This is a genomic window from Burkholderia alba, from assembly GCF_034721475.1.
Taxonomy (GTDB): Bacteria; Pseudomonadota; Gammaproteobacteria; order Burkholderiales; family Burkholderiaceae; genus Burkholderia; species Burkholderia alba.
On record NZ_JAWJWL010000017.1, the window covers coordinates 42,349 to 56,331 of the forward strand.

The 13,983-nt window shown below is 67.7% G+C and carries 12 protein-coding genes; 3 read left to right on the forward strand and 9 right to left on the reverse strand.

Going from position 1 to position 13,983, the window contains the following annotated elements; genetic code table 11:
* Nucleotides 1-44: 44 nt before the first annotated feature.
* A complete protein-coding gene (locus tag RZR99_RS19740; protein WP_323121459.1) occupies nt 45-1,001 on the reverse strand; it encodes a LysR family transcriptional regulator in 957 nt (318 codons plus the stop codon).
* Nucleotides 1,002-1,325: 324 nt separating this feature from the next.
* On the opposite strand from RZR99_RS19740, the gene RZR99_RS19745 reads away from it, so the two are divergent.
* Nucleotides 1,326-2,735 (forward strand): MFS transporter, encoded by a 1,410-nt coding sequence (locus RZR99_RS19745; RefSeq protein WP_323121460.1) that lies wholly within the window; start codon nt 1,326-1,328, stop codon nt 2,733-2,735.
* A 104-nt stretch (nt 2,736-2,839) separates the two neighbouring features.
* Nucleotides 2,840-4,228 (forward strand): adenylosuccinate lyase, encoded by a 1,389-nt coding sequence (gene purB, locus RZR99_RS19750; RefSeq protein WP_323121461.1) that lies wholly within the window; start codon nt 2,840-2,842, stop codon nt 4,226-4,228.
* 201 nt (nt 4,229-4,429) lie between these two features.
* Here purB and RZR99_RS19755 read toward each other — a convergent pair whose 3' ends face one another.
* The 4 genes from RZR99_RS19755 to edd form a co-directional block, all read right to left on the reverse strand.
* Nucleotides 4,430-4,933 carry a gluconokinase gene (locus RZR99_RS19755; protein WP_323121462.1) on the reverse strand — a complete coding sequence of 168 codons (504 nt, stop codon included), beginning with the start codon at nt 4,931-4,933 and terminating at the stop codon, nt 4,430-4,432.
* Nucleotides 4,934-4,948: 15 nt separating this feature from the next.
* Complete coding sequence (locus tag RZR99_RS19760) at nt 4,949-6,313, reverse strand: GntT/GntP/DsdX family permease (protein WP_323121463.1); 1,365 nt, start codon at nt 6,311-6,313, stop codon at nt 4,949-4,951.
* 229 nt (nt 6,314-6,542) lie between these two features.
* The gene (gene eda / locus RZR99_RS19765; protein WP_323121464.1) at nt 6,543-7,169 is read right to left on the reverse strand and encodes a bifunctional 4-hydroxy-2-oxoglutarate aldolase/2-dehydro-3-deoxy-phosphogluconate aldolase; all 627 of its coding nucleotides are present in this window, start codon (nt 7,167-7,169) and stop codon (nt 6,543-6,545) included.
* Between the two features lie 17 nt (nt 7,170-7,186).
* Complete coding sequence (gene edd / locus RZR99_RS19770; protein WP_323121465.1) at nt 7,187-9,040, reverse strand: phosphogluconate dehydratase; 1,854 nt, start codon at nt 9,038-9,040, stop codon at nt 7,187-7,189.
* 296 nt (nt 9,041-9,336) lie between these two features.
* Here edd and RZR99_RS19775 point away from each other — a divergent pair, with 296 nt between their 5' ends.
* Nucleotides 9,337-10,203, forward strand: coding sequence for a MurR/RpiR family transcriptional regulator (locus RZR99_RS19775; protein ID WP_323121466.1), 867 nt, complete (start codon nt 9,337-9,339; stop codon nt 10,201-10,203).
* Between the two features lie 228 nt (nt 10,204-10,431).
* On the opposite strand, the gene RZR99_RS19780 is transcribed toward RZR99_RS19775, so the two are convergent.
* The 4 genes from RZR99_RS19780 to RZR99_RS19795 form a co-directional block, all read right to left on the reverse strand.
* Entirely contained in the window at nt 10,432-10,854 is a 423-nt protein-coding gene (locus tag RZR99_RS19780) for a CopD family protein (protein WP_323121467.1), read from the reverse strand.
* 14 nt (nt 10,855-10,868) lie between these two features.
* Entirely contained in the window at nt 10,869-12,140 is a 1,272-nt protein-coding gene (locus RZR99_RS19785; RefSeq protein ID WP_323121468.1) for a glutamate-5-semialdehyde dehydrogenase, read from the reverse strand.
* Nucleotides 12,141-12,274: 134 nt separating this feature from the next.
* Nucleotides 12,275-13,387 carry a DNA polymerase III subunit delta gene (gene holA / locus RZR99_RS19790; RefSeq protein ID WP_323121469.1) on the reverse strand — a complete coding sequence of 371 codons (1,113 nt, stop codon included), beginning with the start codon at nt 13,385-13,387 and terminating at the stop codon, nt 12,275-12,277.
* A 38-nt stretch (nt 13,388-13,425) separates the two neighbouring features.
* Entirely contained in the window at nt 13,426-13,977 is a 552-nt protein-coding gene (locus RZR99_RS19795) for an LPS-assembly lipoprotein LptE (RefSeq protein ID WP_323121470.1), read from the reverse strand.
* Nucleotides 13,978-13,983: the final 6 nt, after the last annotated feature.

Below are 13,983 nucleotides of genomic sequence, written 5' to 3' on the forward strand. Positions count from 1 at the left end.
ACGGCGTCAATCCGCCCGCCATTCGGCGCGGCCGCCCGCCGGCGTCAGCGCACGCCCCCCTCGAGCTCGTCGCGCACCGCGTCCCACAAGGCCCGCACGAGCGTCTGGCGCGGCTCGTCGCCCTGCGCGGCGAGCTTGTCCCGGTACAGCCGGATCTCCATCGTCAGCGTGAACGGCTCCGCGCCGCCGCCCTTCGGTGCCCGGTCCAGCCGGATCAGCCGGCCGCCCGCCACCGCGTCCTCCACCGCGCTGTGCGGCAGGAACGCGACGCCGTGGCCCGCGAGCGCCATCGCCTTCAGCCCCTCGGCCATGTCGGTTTCATATACCTTGTCCAGATAGAGCGGCATCCGGGCATTCGCGATGATCACCTCGGTCATCCGCCCCAGATACGCGTTGGGCGTATACGAAAGATAGGGCACCGGCGCGTCGGCGGTGCCGGGTAGCGCGTAGCGGGCGCGACCGGCACGGGCCGGCACGGAGAACGGGCTGATCGGCTCGACGCCGAGCGTGAGCATGTCGTAGCGCGCCGGATCGAGCGCGACCGGGTGGCTCGGGTGGTGATAGCCCATCACCAGGTCGCAGCCGCCCTCGACCAGCGACAGCACCGCATCATGGACGTTGAGCGCGCGCAGCCGCGTGTGAACCGGCCCCATCTTCGCTTCGATCCGCTGGAGCCAGCGCGGGAAATACGTCAGCGACAGCGTGTGCGGCACCGCGAACTCGATGGTGGGCACCGGCGCGCCGACGTGGCCGCGCAGCAGCGTGCGGGCTTCGTGCGCCTGCGAAAGCATCGCGAGCGCCTGCTCGTAGAACACCTGGCCGGCCTGCGTGAGGCGGGTCGGATAGACCGACCGGTCGATCAATTCGGTGCTGAGCCACGCCTCCAGCGCCTGGATCCGGCGCGAGAACGCCGGCTGCGAGACGTGCCGCAGTTCGGCCGACCGGCTGAAGCTGCGCGTCTCCGCCAGCGAAACGAAGTCTTCGAGCCATTTCAGTTCCATGCGGACCTTGGTTGCGAGCACGCGAATGAGAAGCCCGCATTTTACGCGGGCGCCCGCCGGCCGTATCCGCCTCGCGCACCAGCGCGGCGCCGCCGGCACGGGCGCGGTGCCGGCTCGCGTATCGCGCGCCTGCCGGCGGTGCGCACGACGCGGCGCAACGGCGCTCGCGCCGGCGCGCCCGTCGCGCCGGAAGCCTTGATGCGCGGCCCTCGCCGCGCATCAAAACACGGCCCGGACACGGTGGCATGAAGCTTGCAAAAAGCTTGACCGGCCGGCCCGCCGCGGCGGCGCCACCCTCCCACCGCATTCCGCGAGGCCCATCCCATGAACACACTGCGCACGTCCCTTCGCAGCGGCAACTGGCGGTCGCTGCTCGCCTGCTTTCTCTACTTCGATACGGGCTTCACCGTCTGGGTGCTGTACGGCCCGCTCGCGCCCTTCATCAGCAAGGACATCGCGATGACGGCCGCGCAGCAGGGCTTTCTGGTCGCGGTGCCGGTGCTGGCCGCCGCGATCCTGCGGGTGACGCTCGGCAACCTCTATCAATCCGCCGACGGCCGCCGCATCGCGCTGATGGGTGTGCTGCTGTCCGCGCTGCCCGCCGTCGTCCTGCCGCTGCTGCCCGGCACGCCGTCGTACACGCTGCTGCTCGTGCTGGGCGTGTTCCTCGGAATCGGCGGCGCGAGCTTCGCGGTGGCGCTGCCGATGGCGGGCAGCAGCTATCCGCCGAAGGTCCAGGGACTGGTGCTCGGGCTCGCCGCGGCGGGCAACATCGGCGCCGTACTCGACGGTCTCCTGTTTCCGCATATCGCCGACGCGCTCGGCTGGAAATTCTCGACCGCCGCCGCGTTGCCGCTCCTCGCGATCGCCGGCTTCGCGCTGTTCGCGTGGGGCGACGACCGAGGCGAAAAATCGGGCAGCGCGCCGCGCGCGTTCGGCGCGTTCCTGATCACGCTGATCGGGCTGATCGCGCTGGTGCTCGCGGTACACGCGGGCCTGTTCGGCGCCGGCAAGACCGGCGTCCTGCTGCTGCCGGTCATGGGTGCGCTGCTCGCGATCGCCGTGCTGCCCGCGCGCTACCGCACCGTGCTCGCCGAGCGCGATACGTGGGTCGTGATGCTGATCTACAGCATCACGTTCGGCGGCTTCGTCGGGATGTCGTCGTACGTGACGCTGCTGCTCACGACGCTCTACCAGATGCCGAAGCTCGAAGCCGGGCTGTTCATGTCGCTGCTCGCGTTCCTCGGTGCGATCGTGCGGCCGTTCGGCGGCCATCTCGCCGACCGGATCACCGGCGTACGCGCGCTGATCGTGCTGCTCGCCGTGATCGCCGCCGCGGACTTCGGCTTCGCCGCGTGGATGCCGCCGCTCGCGGGCGGCATCGCGCTGCTGGTGTGCCTCTATCTCGCCTTCGGGCTCGGCAACGGCGCGACGTTCCAGCTCGTCCCGCACCGCTGGCAGGGCAAGACCGGCCTGCTGTCGGGCATCGTCGGCGCGGCGGGCGGCATCGGCGGCTTCTATCTGCCCGTCGTGATGGGCATCGCGCGGGAGAGCACCGGCAGCTACCAGCTCGGCTTCGCCACCTTCGGCGCGCTGGCCGCCGTCGCCAGCTGCGCGCTCGTGCTGCTGCGGACCCAGTGGCTGCGCTGGGCCGCCCCCGCGGATGCGCCGGCCGCCGTCGCCGCGGGCTTGACGGGGGTTCCGCTCGGCGCCGCGACACGCGCCGGCGACTGAGATCGCCCCCTTCCGGCGCGCGCTCGCGGGGCCGGCGCGCGCCAATGGTAAAATTCGCGGTTCTCCCCTTCACGTTTGAACCGGCCGCCAAGCCCCGCCCGATCATGTCCGACACCCGTCCCGATACTCTTTTCGCCCTCACCGCGCTGTCGCCGCTCGACGGCCGCTACGCCAGCAAGACCGAAGCCCTGCGCGAATGGCTGTCCGAAGCCGCGTTCATGCGCCACCGCGTCGCCGTCGAGGTGCATTGGCTGATCGCGCTGTCGCGCGCCGGCTTCGACGAAGTGCCGCGTTTCTCCGAATCGTCCGAACAATTCCTGCTGCAGCTGGTGGAGCGCTTCACCGCGCACGACGCCGCCCGCATCAAGGACATCGAGCGCGTGACGAACCACGACGTGAAGGCGGTCGAGTACTGGCTCAAGGAATCGGTCAAGGGCCAGGCCGAGCTCGAGAAGGCGAGCGAGTTCATCCACTTCGCCTGCACGTCCGAGGACATCAACAACACGTCGCACGGGATGATGCTCGCCGGCGCGCGCACCCATGTGATCCTGCCCGCGCTGCGCACCGTGCACCAGCGCCTCGTCGCGCTTGCGCACGCGCACGCCGAGCAGCCGATGCTGTCGCGCACGCACGGCCAGCCCGCGAGCCCGACCACGCTCGGCAAGGAAATCGCGAACGTCGCGGCCCGCCTCGCCCGCGCGATCGAACGGATCGAGCGCGTCGAGATCCTCGGCAAGATGAACGGCGCGGTCGGCAACTTCAATGCGCACCTGTCCGCGTATCCGCAGTTCGACTGGGAAGCGTTCGCGCGCGACGTGATCGAGAACCGCCTCAAGCTCGCGTTCAATCCGTACACGATCCAGATCGAGCCGCACGACTACATGGCCGAGCTGTTCGACGCGATCTCGCGCGCGAACACGATCCTGCTCGACCTCGACCGCGACGTCTGGGGCTACATCTCGCTCGGCTACTTCAAGCAACGGACGAAGGCCGGCGAGATCGGCTCGTCGACGATGCCGCACAAGGTCAACCCGATCGATTTCGAGAACTCGGAAGGCAACCTCGGCCTCGCGAACGCGACACTGCGCCACCTCGCCGACAAGCTGCCGGTGTCGCGCTGGCAGCGCGACCTGACCGATTCGACCGTGCTGCGCAACATGGGCGTCGCGCTCGGCTATTCGCTGCTCGCGTACGACGCGCTGATCCGCGGCCTCGACAAACTCGAAGTGAATCCGCAGCGCCTGAACGACGATCTCGACAACTGCTGGGAAGTGCTCGCGGAGCCGGTGCAGACGGTGATGCGCCGCTACGGCATCGAGAACCCCTACGAACAGCTGAAGGAGCTGACGCGCGGCAAGGGCATCACGCGCGAAGCGCTGCGCGACTTCATCGGCGGCCTCGCGATCCCGCAGGACGCGAAGGATCACCTGCTCGCGATGACGCCCGGCTCGTATATCGGCAAGGCCGTCGAGCTGGCGAAGCGGATCGGCTGACGCGTCGCGGGCGGCGGCTTCCGGGCCGCCGCCCGCCGGTGCCGGCCCAGAAAAAGGCGGCCCCCCGCGGGCGCCATTTTAAATGGAGGCCCCCCCGGGGGGGGGGGCCCCCGCCCCCCCCCCCCCCGCCGGTGCCGTCCATGAAAAAGGCGCCCTCGCGAGGGCGCCTTTTTCATGGACGGCGGCACGTCGGCCGCGGGTTCAATGCTGCTGCGGGCTGCCGATCGCCTGCATCACCCGATCGACGATCTGCTCCGGCGACAGTTCGATACTGACTTCGATCGCCTCGTCGGGACCCGGCTCCTCGAGCGTATCGAGCTGGCTTTGCAGCAGCGACGGATCGAAGAAATGGCCGGTGCGGGTTTTCAGACGCTCGCGCAGCACGTCGAACGAACCTTTCAGGTACACGAACCGCACGTCGCGGTCGTTGCCGCGCAGCACGTCGCGATATGCGCGCTTGAGCGACGAGCACGTGAACACCGCCGTCTCACCCGCGCGCTGCTTCGCCTCGATGGCGTCGCGGATCGACTGCAGCCACGGCCGGCGGTCCTCGTCGGTCAGCGGGATGCCCTGGTGCATCTTTTCCTTGTTGGCGGCGCTGTGGAACGCGTCGCCGTCGGTATAGCTGCACGACAGGCGCTCCGCCAGCATCTCGCCGATCAGCGATTTGCCCGCGCCCGATACGCCCATTGCGATCAAGATCATTGCACTACCCCTTCGTTACAGAACGGTGCCGAGCAGCATCGTGAATCCGAGCCCGAGCACCGAGATGATGGTTTCGCACAGCGTCCAGGTCTTGAACGTCTGGCCGACCGTCATCCCGAAATATTCCTTGATGAGCCAGAAGCCGCCGTCGTTGACGTGCGAGAAGATCAGCGAACCCGAGCCCGTCGCCAGCACCAGCAGCTCCGGCTTCACCGTCGCGCCCGCGGCCGCCGCGATCGGCGCGACGATGCCGCACGCGGTCGTCATCGCGACGGTGGCCGAGCCCGTCGCGAGACGGATCAGCGCGGCGACGAACCAGCCGAGCAGCAGCGGCGACAGATGCGCCTGCGACGCGGTGGCGACGATCTGCTGCGAGATGCCGCTGTCGCGCAGGATACCCCCGAAACCGCCGCCCGCGCCGACGATCAGCGTAATACCCGCGATCGGCGCCAGACACTCGCTGCAGAACTTCTGGATCTGATCGCGATTGAAGCCCTGCTTCGCGCCGAACGTCCAGAAGCTCACCAGCACGGCGATCAGCAGCGCGACGTCGGACGTGCCGATGAAGCGCAGCAGGTTGTTCGGCAGGCTCTTCGGCGCGAACAGCAGGTCGGCCCAGCTGCCGATCAGCATCAGGCCGACGGGCAGCAGGATCGTGAACAGCGTGATGCCGAAGCTCGGCAGCTCGCGCGGCTTGCCGCTGCCGGCGTTCGAATCGACGAACTGCGCGGCGAGCGGATTGTTTTCCGGCAGCTTGATGTACTTGTGGATCAGCAGCGCGAACAGCGGACCGGCGATGATCGCGGTCGGCACGCCGACGATCAGGCCGTAGGCGATCGTCTTGCCGATGTCCGCGCCGTACTGCTGGACCGCGAGCAGCGCGGCCGGGTGCGGCGGGATCAGACCGTGCACGACGGACAGCCCGGCCACCATCGGCAGGCCCACGAGCAGCAGCGACTTGCCGGTGCGCTTCGCGACGTTGAACGCGATCGGGATCAGCAGCACGAAGCCGACCTCGAAGAACACCGGCAAGCCGACGATGATCGCGACGAACATCATCGCCCAGTGAATGTTCTTCTCGCCGAACCAGTTGATCAGCGTCGTCGCGATCCGTTCCGCACCGCCCGACTCGGCCATCATCTTGCCGAGCATCGTGCCGAGGCCGACGACGATCGCGATGTGCCCGAGCGTATTGCCGTTGCCGGTTTCGAACGACTTCACGATCTTGTCCATCGGCATGCCGACGACGAGACCGAGGCCGAGCGACACGATGATGAGCACCAGGAACGGGTAAATCTTGTAGCGCGCGATCATCAGGATCAGCGCCGCAATCGCGATCACCGTGTAAATCAGCAGCATGCTGCCTTGGACAGCCTCCATGTGGCACTCCTCCTTGGAATCAATCGGGCCGGACGCGAACCCACGCGGCGTCCGGCTGTACAGTTCTCCGAAACAGGGCGAGGGTAACCCGCCCGTAAGGACGCTGAATTCTACTTTTGTTTAGTCGTCAATGATAGAACCGGTTCCATAAGCAAAAACCCTCATAAAACAAGCACTAATGCGTGCTGTTCACGAGGGTTTCGGGAACGACGGCAACGGGAATCGCCGCTCAGCGCGCCAACTGGCTCGCCGCCTGCGCAAGGCGCGTCACTTCCGCCCAGTCCTGCGCGGCAAGCGCCGCCTTCGGCGTGAGCCACGAACCGCCGACGCACACGACGTTCGGCAGCTTCAGGAAATTCGGAGCCGATTCGACGGTGATCCCGCCCGTCGGGCAGAACCGCAGTTCCGGGAACGGGCCGTGGAATGCCTGCAGCATCGGCACGCCGCCCGCCTGCTGGGCCGGGAAGAACTTCACGATCTCGTAGCCGAGTTCAAGCGCGGCGATGATGTCGGTGGGCGTCATCACGCCCGGCAGCAGCGGCAGGCCCGCGTCCTGCGCGGCCTGGTGGATGTCCCGCGTCAGGCCGGGCGACACGCCGAACTGCGCGCCCGCCTGCTTCGCCTGCGCGCACTGCTCAGGCTTCGTGATCGTGCCGACGCCGACCACGATATCGTCGGCCAGTTGGCTCGCGCGCTCGATCGCCTTGAGGCCCGCATCGGTACGCAACGTGATTTCGAGCACCTTGACGCCCCCCGCGTGCAGCGCGCGCGACACGTGCTCGCCCTGTTCAACCGATTCGAACGCGAGCACCGGGATCACCGGGCCCAGCTTCACGATTTCGCCAATCGTCTTCATCGATGCCACTCCTTTCGTTATGCCGTGACGCGGACGGCTTCGCCGACCAGCGCTCCGAAAACCGACGCGCCCTGTTCCGCGGGCGCCGCCGCCGAACGAAACACGCCGAACAGTTCGCGGCCGAAGCCGACTTCGTTATCCGCCTGGTGCTCGGGCTGCGCGACCGGGCGTGCTGCCCATTCCGCCGCATCGAGTTCGACGTCGAGCACGCCCGCATCCGCGTCGATCACCAGCGTGTCGCCCGTGCGCACCTTGCCGAGCGGGCCGTTCAGCAGCGCCTCCGGCGACACGTGGATCACCGCCGGCACCTTGCCCGACGCGCCGGACATCCGGCCGTCGGTCACCAGCGCGACATGAAAGCCCTGATCCTGCAGCACGCCCAGCAGCGGCGTCAAACGGTGCAGTTCGGGCATCCCGTTCGCGCGGGCGCCCTGGAAGCGCACCACCGCGACGAAATCTCGTTTCAGTTCGCCGTTGTCGAACGCGGCCTGCACGGCTTCCTGCGAATCGAACACGATCGCGGGCGCCCGCACCTGGCGGTGCTCGGGCGCGACCGCCGAAATCTTGATCACGCCGCGCCCCAGCTTGCCCTGCATCAGGCGCAGCCCGCCGTCCGGCTGGAACGGCTCGCCGATCGGCCGCAACACCTTCGCGTCCAGGCTTTCCGCGACGGCCGGCAGCCACTGCAACGCGCCGTCGATCAGCTTCGGTTCATGAGTGTAGTGCGCGAGGCCCCGGCCGGCGACGGTCGTCACGTCCTCGTGCAGCAGGCCGCCTTCGAGCAGGTTGCGCACCAGGAATGCCGTGCCGCCCGCCGCGTGGAAATGATTCACGTCGGCCTTGCCGTTCGGATAGATCTTCGCGAGCAGCGGCACCGCGGCCGACAGCGCGTCGAAATCGTCCCAGTCGATCAGGATGCCCGCCGCGCGCGCGATCGCGACGAGGTGCATGGTGTGGTTGGTCGAACCGCCCGTCGCGAGCAGCGCGACGATGCCGTTGACGACCGCCTTCTCGTCGACCACGTGGCCGATCGGCGTGTAATGGCCGCGCTCGACGGTCAGGTCGAGCACGCGCTTCGCGGCCTGCGCGGTGAGCGCGTCGCGCAGCGGCGTATGCGGATGCACGAACGCGGCGCCCGGCAGATGCAGGCCCATCACTTCCATCAGCATCTGGTTGCTGTTCGCGGTGCCGTAGAACGTGCAGGTGCCCTGGCCGTGATACGCGGCCGATTCCGCCTCGAGCAGCGCGTCGCGGCCCACCTGGCCGGTCGCGAACTGCTGGCGGATCTTGGCCTTGTCGTCGTTCGACAGGCCGCTCGACATCGGGCCGGCCGGCACGAAAATGGTCGGCAGATGGCCGAACTGCAACGCGCCGATCAGCAGGCCCGGCACGATCTTGTCGCAGATGCCGAGGCACAGCGCCGCGTCGAACATGTTGTGAGTCAGCGCGACCGCCGTGCTCATCGCGATCACTTCGCGCGAGAACAGCGACAGTTCCATCCCCGGATTGCCCTGTGTCACGCCATCGCACATCGCCGGCACGCCGCCCGCGAATTGCGCGACGCCGCCATGCTCGCGCGCGGCGACCTTGATGAGATCCGGATAATTCTTGTACGGCGCGTGCGCGGACAGCATCTCGTTGTACGACGAAACGATGCCGATGTTCGGCTCGCGGATCGCCTTGATCGCAAATTTGTCATTGCCTTCGAGGCCCGCGAAGCCGTGCGCCAGATTGGCGCAAGACAGTGCGCCGCGCGCCGGGAAGCGACCCTGCGCCCCCTCGATGCGGCGGAGATAGGCCGAACGGGTCGGCCGGCTGCGTGCGATCACGCGCTCGGTCACTTTCGCAAGAGTGGGGTGCAGCGAGGCCATGCTGGGGCGCTCCTCTAAAGCCGGGCCGGGCCGGCATGCTGGAATCGTGGGGACGATCGCCGATGTCGATCGAACGGCGCGAGTTTAGTAGAAAAACTACAAACCCGCAATCTCGCGCCGCAGCAAAGCCCCGTATCGAATTCACTTCGCCTCTGCAAATATAGGACATAACTTAGTATAAACCCTAGGTAACACACTAAACCGACCGGTCGTTCAGCTAGAAAATTTATGTAGATTTTCTACATATCGACCTGAGATACTAGCGACCACCCCATTCCCGCGATCGTCCGCCGTTCATGCTCTCCCGAATCGAAGCGCTCCGCGCGCAACTACGCCCCTCCGAACGCAAGCTGGCCGATTACATGCTCGCCGCGCCGCGCGAGGTACTCGACCTGTCGATGACCGACCTGTCCGCGCGCGCCGGCGTCAGCCAGCCGACCATCGCGCGCTTCTGCCAAGCACTCGGCTGCAGCGGCTTTCGCGAATTCAAGATCCGGCTCGCGCAAAGCGTCGCGCCCGGCGTGCCGTCGGTGTATCGCGACGTCGAACCCGACGAGCCCGCACCCGGCATCATCGGCAAGGTGTTCGACCGGACGATCGGTGCGCTGATCGAGGTGCGCAACACCTTGTCGGCGGGCAGCGTCGCCGATGCGATCGAACTGCTCGCGCACGCGTCGCGCATCGAGTTCTACGGCGCGGGCGGCTCGGGCATCGCCGCACAGGACATCCAGCACAAGTTCTTCCGGCTGGGCGTGCCGAGTGTCGCGTATTCGGACCCGCACACGTTCTCGATGTCGGCCGCGCTGCTCGGCGCGAACGACGTGGTGGTCGCGATCTCGAATACCGGCCGCACGCGCGATATCGTCGATGCGGCGCGCTCCGCGCTCGCGTGCGGCGCGGAGGTGATCTCGATCACCCACAGCAATTCGCCGCTCGCAAAACTGGCGACCGTGAGCCTCGCGTCGAACATCGCGGAGGAAAACGACGTGTTTTCGCCGATGACGTCGCGGATGTCGCATCTCGCGATCGGCGACATCCTCGCGGTCGGCGTGGCGCTGCAGCGCGGCCCCGACCTGGTCGACCGGCTCGGCCGCGCGAAGGAGGCCATCACGCGGCGGCGGATCGATGCGAATGCGAAGGAAGTGAAGGAAACGAAGCGCTGACGACGCGGCGCGTCAATGTGCAACGGCACCTTGAAGGCGCTGTCGCGACGATGCCGTCGGCGCACGCCACGCCCGGCATCGGACATCGGAAGGCTTGATCGCCGAGCAAGTACGCGGCCGGCGTCGCGCGTAAAGGACGCGACGGGATGACCGCCCGATACCGCGGCCCAATGCAAAACGGCGCCGCGAGGGCGCCGTCGTCGAGGGTCGGCCCGGCCGGGCGCGCAATCAGAACGGCTTGATCACCGCGAGCGCCACCGCCGCCAGCATGCCGAGCACCGGCAACTCGTTGAACACGCGATACCACTTGTCGGAACGCCGGTTCTCGCCGCGCTCGAACACCTTGAGCAGGTACCCGCAATACGCGTGATAGACGAGCAGCAGCACCACGACGGTGAGCTTCGCATGCACCCAGCCCTGCCCGCGTCCGATGCCGATCACGAGCCACAGCCACAGCCCGCAGGCCAGCGCCGGCACCGCGATGAAGGTCATGAAGCGGAACAGCTTGCGCGCCATGATCAGCAGCCGGCGCACCGCGGCCGGCTCCGTTTCCATCGCGAGATTCACATAGATGCGCGGCAGGTAGAACAGCCCCGCGAACCATGCGGCGATCAGCACGATGTGGAAGGTCTTGACCCAGAGCATTGCCATCGATCCGCCCTCCGTTATTGACGGCCTTCGCCGTGTCCGAACACGACGTACTTGAGCGACGTCAGTCCGTCGAGACCGACCGGACCGCGCGCGTGCAGCTTGTCGTTCGAGATGCCGATTTCGGCGCCGAGGCCGAATTCGAAGCCGTCGGCGAAGCGGGTCGACGCGTTCACCATCACGCTCGCCGAATCGACCTCGCGCAGGAACCGCATCGCGCGATCGTGATCTTCGGTGACGATCGCATCGGTGTGCGCGGAACTGTAGGTATTGATGTGCTCGATGGCGGCGTCGAGATCGTCGACGATCCTGATCGCCAGCACGGGCGCGAGATATTCGGTGCGCCAATCCTCCTCGGTCGCGTCGACGAGCGGGCCCACGCCCGCCGCGGCGAGCACCGCGCGCGCCGCCGGGTCGACGCGCAGTTCGACATCCTTGTCTCGATACAGGCGTCCGAGCGGCGGCAGCAGGTCGGCGGCGATGCCGCGCGCGACCAGCAGCGTTTCCATCGTGTTGCAGGTGCCGTAGCGATGCGTCTTCGCGTTGTCGCACACGGTCAGCGCCTTCGCGTGATCCGCGCGATCGTCGACGTAGACGTGGCAGATGCCGTCGAGATGCTTGATCATCGGCACGCGCGCCTCGTTGATCAGGCGCTCGATCAAGCTCTTGCCGCCGCGCGGCACGATCACGTCGACGTACTCCGTCATCGTGATCAGCTTGCCGACCGCCGCGCGATCGGCGGTCGCCACGACCTGCACCGCGTCTTCGGGCAAGCCCGCGGCCCGCAACCCCTCGCCGATCAGCTGCGCGAGCGCGGTGTTCGATTCGAGCGCTTCCGAGCCGCCGCGCAGGATCGTCGCATTGCCGGATTTCAGGCACAGCGCCGCGGCGTCGATCGTCACGTTCGGACGCGATTCGTAGATGATGCCGATCACTCCGAGCGGCACGCGCATCTGGCCGACCTGAATGCCGCTCGGCCGGTACTTGAGATTGCCGATCTCGCCGATCGGGTCCGGCAGCGCGGCAACCTGGCGCAGCCCCTCGATCATCGTCCTCAGCGCTTTCTCGGACAGCGTGAGGCGATCGACGAACGCGGCGTCGAGGCCTTTCTCGCGCGCGCGGGCGACATCGCGCGCATTGGCGGCCTTGAGCGTCGCGGCGTCACGTTCGATCGCCTGGGCGACCGCGTCGAGCGCGGCATTCTTCGCGGCGGTCGTGGCGCGGGCCATCGCGCGCGAAGCGCGCCGGGCGCGACGGCCGACGTCCGTCATGTATTGATCGATATCCATCGTGGGGCTCGGAGTGCCCGCCGCGCAATACGGCGGGAAACGATTAACGAAAACGGGCGGGCGCGGGCGGCGGGGACAGGCCGGCTCGCGCGCCGCCGGTATGCAGGATTGTAAGCGCGACGCGCGAACCCCGCTCAGGCCGGGCGACGCGATGCCGCACCGGGCGGCGGGGCGGCCGGGCGGGCGCTCTGCGCGCTCGCGACCGTCATCGCCAATTGGAACAAGCCGTCCCAGGGATCCGGCGGCGGCTCGTTCCGGCCCCGCGGCGCGCCCGGCGTCGCGCCGGACAGCCCCTTGACCTGACGGTCGAGCCGGGCGGCGAAAGCCAGCGCCTTCTCGAGCACGCTTTCGGACACGCGGGCAAGCGCGGGGCCGATCAACCGCTCGCGCGGGCCCCATACCCGGTTCTCGCGAACCAGCACGGCAAGCGGCTTGCCCGCCGTCACGCCGCGCTTGATCCGCAGCAGCGTGCGCAATTCCTCGACGACTGCCCACAACACCAGCACCAGCGCCTCGCCCTCGCCTTTCAGCCCGTCGATCATCCGCGACAGTCGCGCGGCATCGCCCGCGAGCATCGCCTCGTTGAGCTTGAATACGTCGTAGCGAGCCACATTCAGCACCGCGTCCTGAATCTGTTCGAGCGTCAGCGGCCCCTGCGGATACAGCAGGCCGAGTTTCTGGATTTCCTGGTGCGCGGCGAGCAGATTGCCTTCGACACGCTCCGCGATGAACTGCAACGCACGCCGCCCGTCCTCGCCCGCCGGCGCCCGCTGCCCCTGCATGCCGAGCCGCTGGCCGATCCAGTTCGGCAACTGCGCGCGATCGACCGGATCGATCTTGAGCGCGACGCCGGCATTCATCAGCGCGGTGAACCACGCGGACTTCTGCGTCGCCGCATCGAGCCGCGGCAGCGTGACGAGCGTCAGCACGTCGGGATTGCCTGCGCCCGCGAGCGTCTTCAACGCATCGGCGCCTTCCTTGCCCGGCTTGCCCGACGGAATCCTCAGTTCGACCAGTTGACGATCGCCGAACAGCGACATCGACTGGCTCGCGCCCAGCAGCGAACTCCAGTCGAAGCTGCGCTCGACGGTGAACACCGAGCGCTCGGTAAACCCCGCCGCGCGCGCGGACGCCCGGATCCGGTCGCACGCTTCCTGCGCGAGCAGCGGCTCGTCGCCGTACACGGTGTACAGTCCGGCGAGCCCTTTCGCGAGATGCGCTTCCAGCGCGTCCAGTCGCAATTGCATCGGGTTATGCGCTCATCGGTGAGAAGAACACGCGGCGCTCACAGCGGCGGCGGCGGCAGCGGCGCGCGCGGCGCGACGCCCGGCACCGTTTCGCCCGGCCCCGGGTTCAGCGTGCGCACGATCGCGAAACGGCGCATCAACTGATCGACCGCGTCGTTCTGCATGTCCGCGTACAGGATGTCCGACTCCTGCGCCTTCGCGTTCGCGTACTGCGAGTTGTACGTCATCGCGCGGTTCAGCGCGATCACGCTCGGGGCAATCAGCAGCGCGCCGTCCTTGTTGGTCAGCGTGTAGCTCATCGAGTAATTGAGCTGGTATTCCTGGGCGGTGCCGTACTGATCGAGCGTCAGCGTGCTCTGGCCGCGCGATTCGGATACGTGCAGCACCGCGTCGGCATTGGCGATGGTCTTTTCGATCACGGTATCGCTGCCGCCCTGGATCATGCGCGTCAGCCGTGCCGCCACGACCGGCTGCGCCCCTACGATCACGAGGTGCTTGAACACGTAATCCTGCTGCCCGCGCAGCTGGAAACCGCACGCGGACAGCATCGCCGCGCTGCCCACGAGCATCAAAAACGATCTGCGAATCACCTTCGC

Bases quoted from the DNA above. Each gene is read 5' to 3' on its own strand.
- RZR99_RS19740 (WP_323121459.1), bottom strand. From the start codon at position 1,001: ATGGAACTGAAATGGCTCGAAGACTTCGTTTCGCTGGCGGAGACGCGC.
- RZR99_RS19745 (WP_323121460.1), top strand. From the start codon at position 1,326: ATGAACACACTGCGCACGTCCCTTCGCAGCGGCAACTGGCGGTCGCTG.
- purB (WP_323121461.1), top strand. From the start codon at position 2,840: ATGTCCGACACCCGTCCCGATACTCTTTTCGCCCTCACCGCGCTGTCG.
- RZR99_RS19755 (WP_323121462.1), bottom strand. From the start codon at position 4,933: ATGATCTTGATCGCAATGGGCGTATCGGGCGCGGGCAAATCGCTGATC.
- RZR99_RS19760 (WP_323121463.1), bottom strand. From the start codon at position 6,313: ATGGAGGCTGTCCAAGGCAGCATGCTGCTGATTTACACGGTGATCGCG.
- eda (WP_323121464.1), bottom strand. From the start codon at position 7,169: ATGAAGACGATTGGCGAAATCGTGAAGCTGGGCCCGGTGATCCCGGTG.
- edd (WP_323121465.1), bottom strand. From the start codon at position 9,040: ATGGCCTCGCTGCACCCCACTCTTGCGAAAGTGACCGAGCGCGTGATC.
- RZR99_RS19775 (WP_323121466.1), top strand. From the start codon at position 9,337: ATGCTCTCCCGAATCGAAGCGCTCCGCGCGCAACTACGCCCCTCCGAA.
- RZR99_RS19780 (WP_323121467.1), bottom strand. From the start codon at position 10,854: ATGGCAATGCTCTGGGTCAAGACCTTCCACATCGTGCTGATCGCCGCA.
- RZR99_RS19785 (WP_323121468.1), bottom strand. From the start codon at position 12,140: ATGGATATCGATCAATACATGACGGACGTCGGCCGTCGCGCCCGGCGC.
- holA (WP_323121469.1), bottom strand. From the start codon at position 13,387: ATGCAATTGCGACTGGACGCGCTGGAAGCGCATCTCGCGAAAGGGCTC.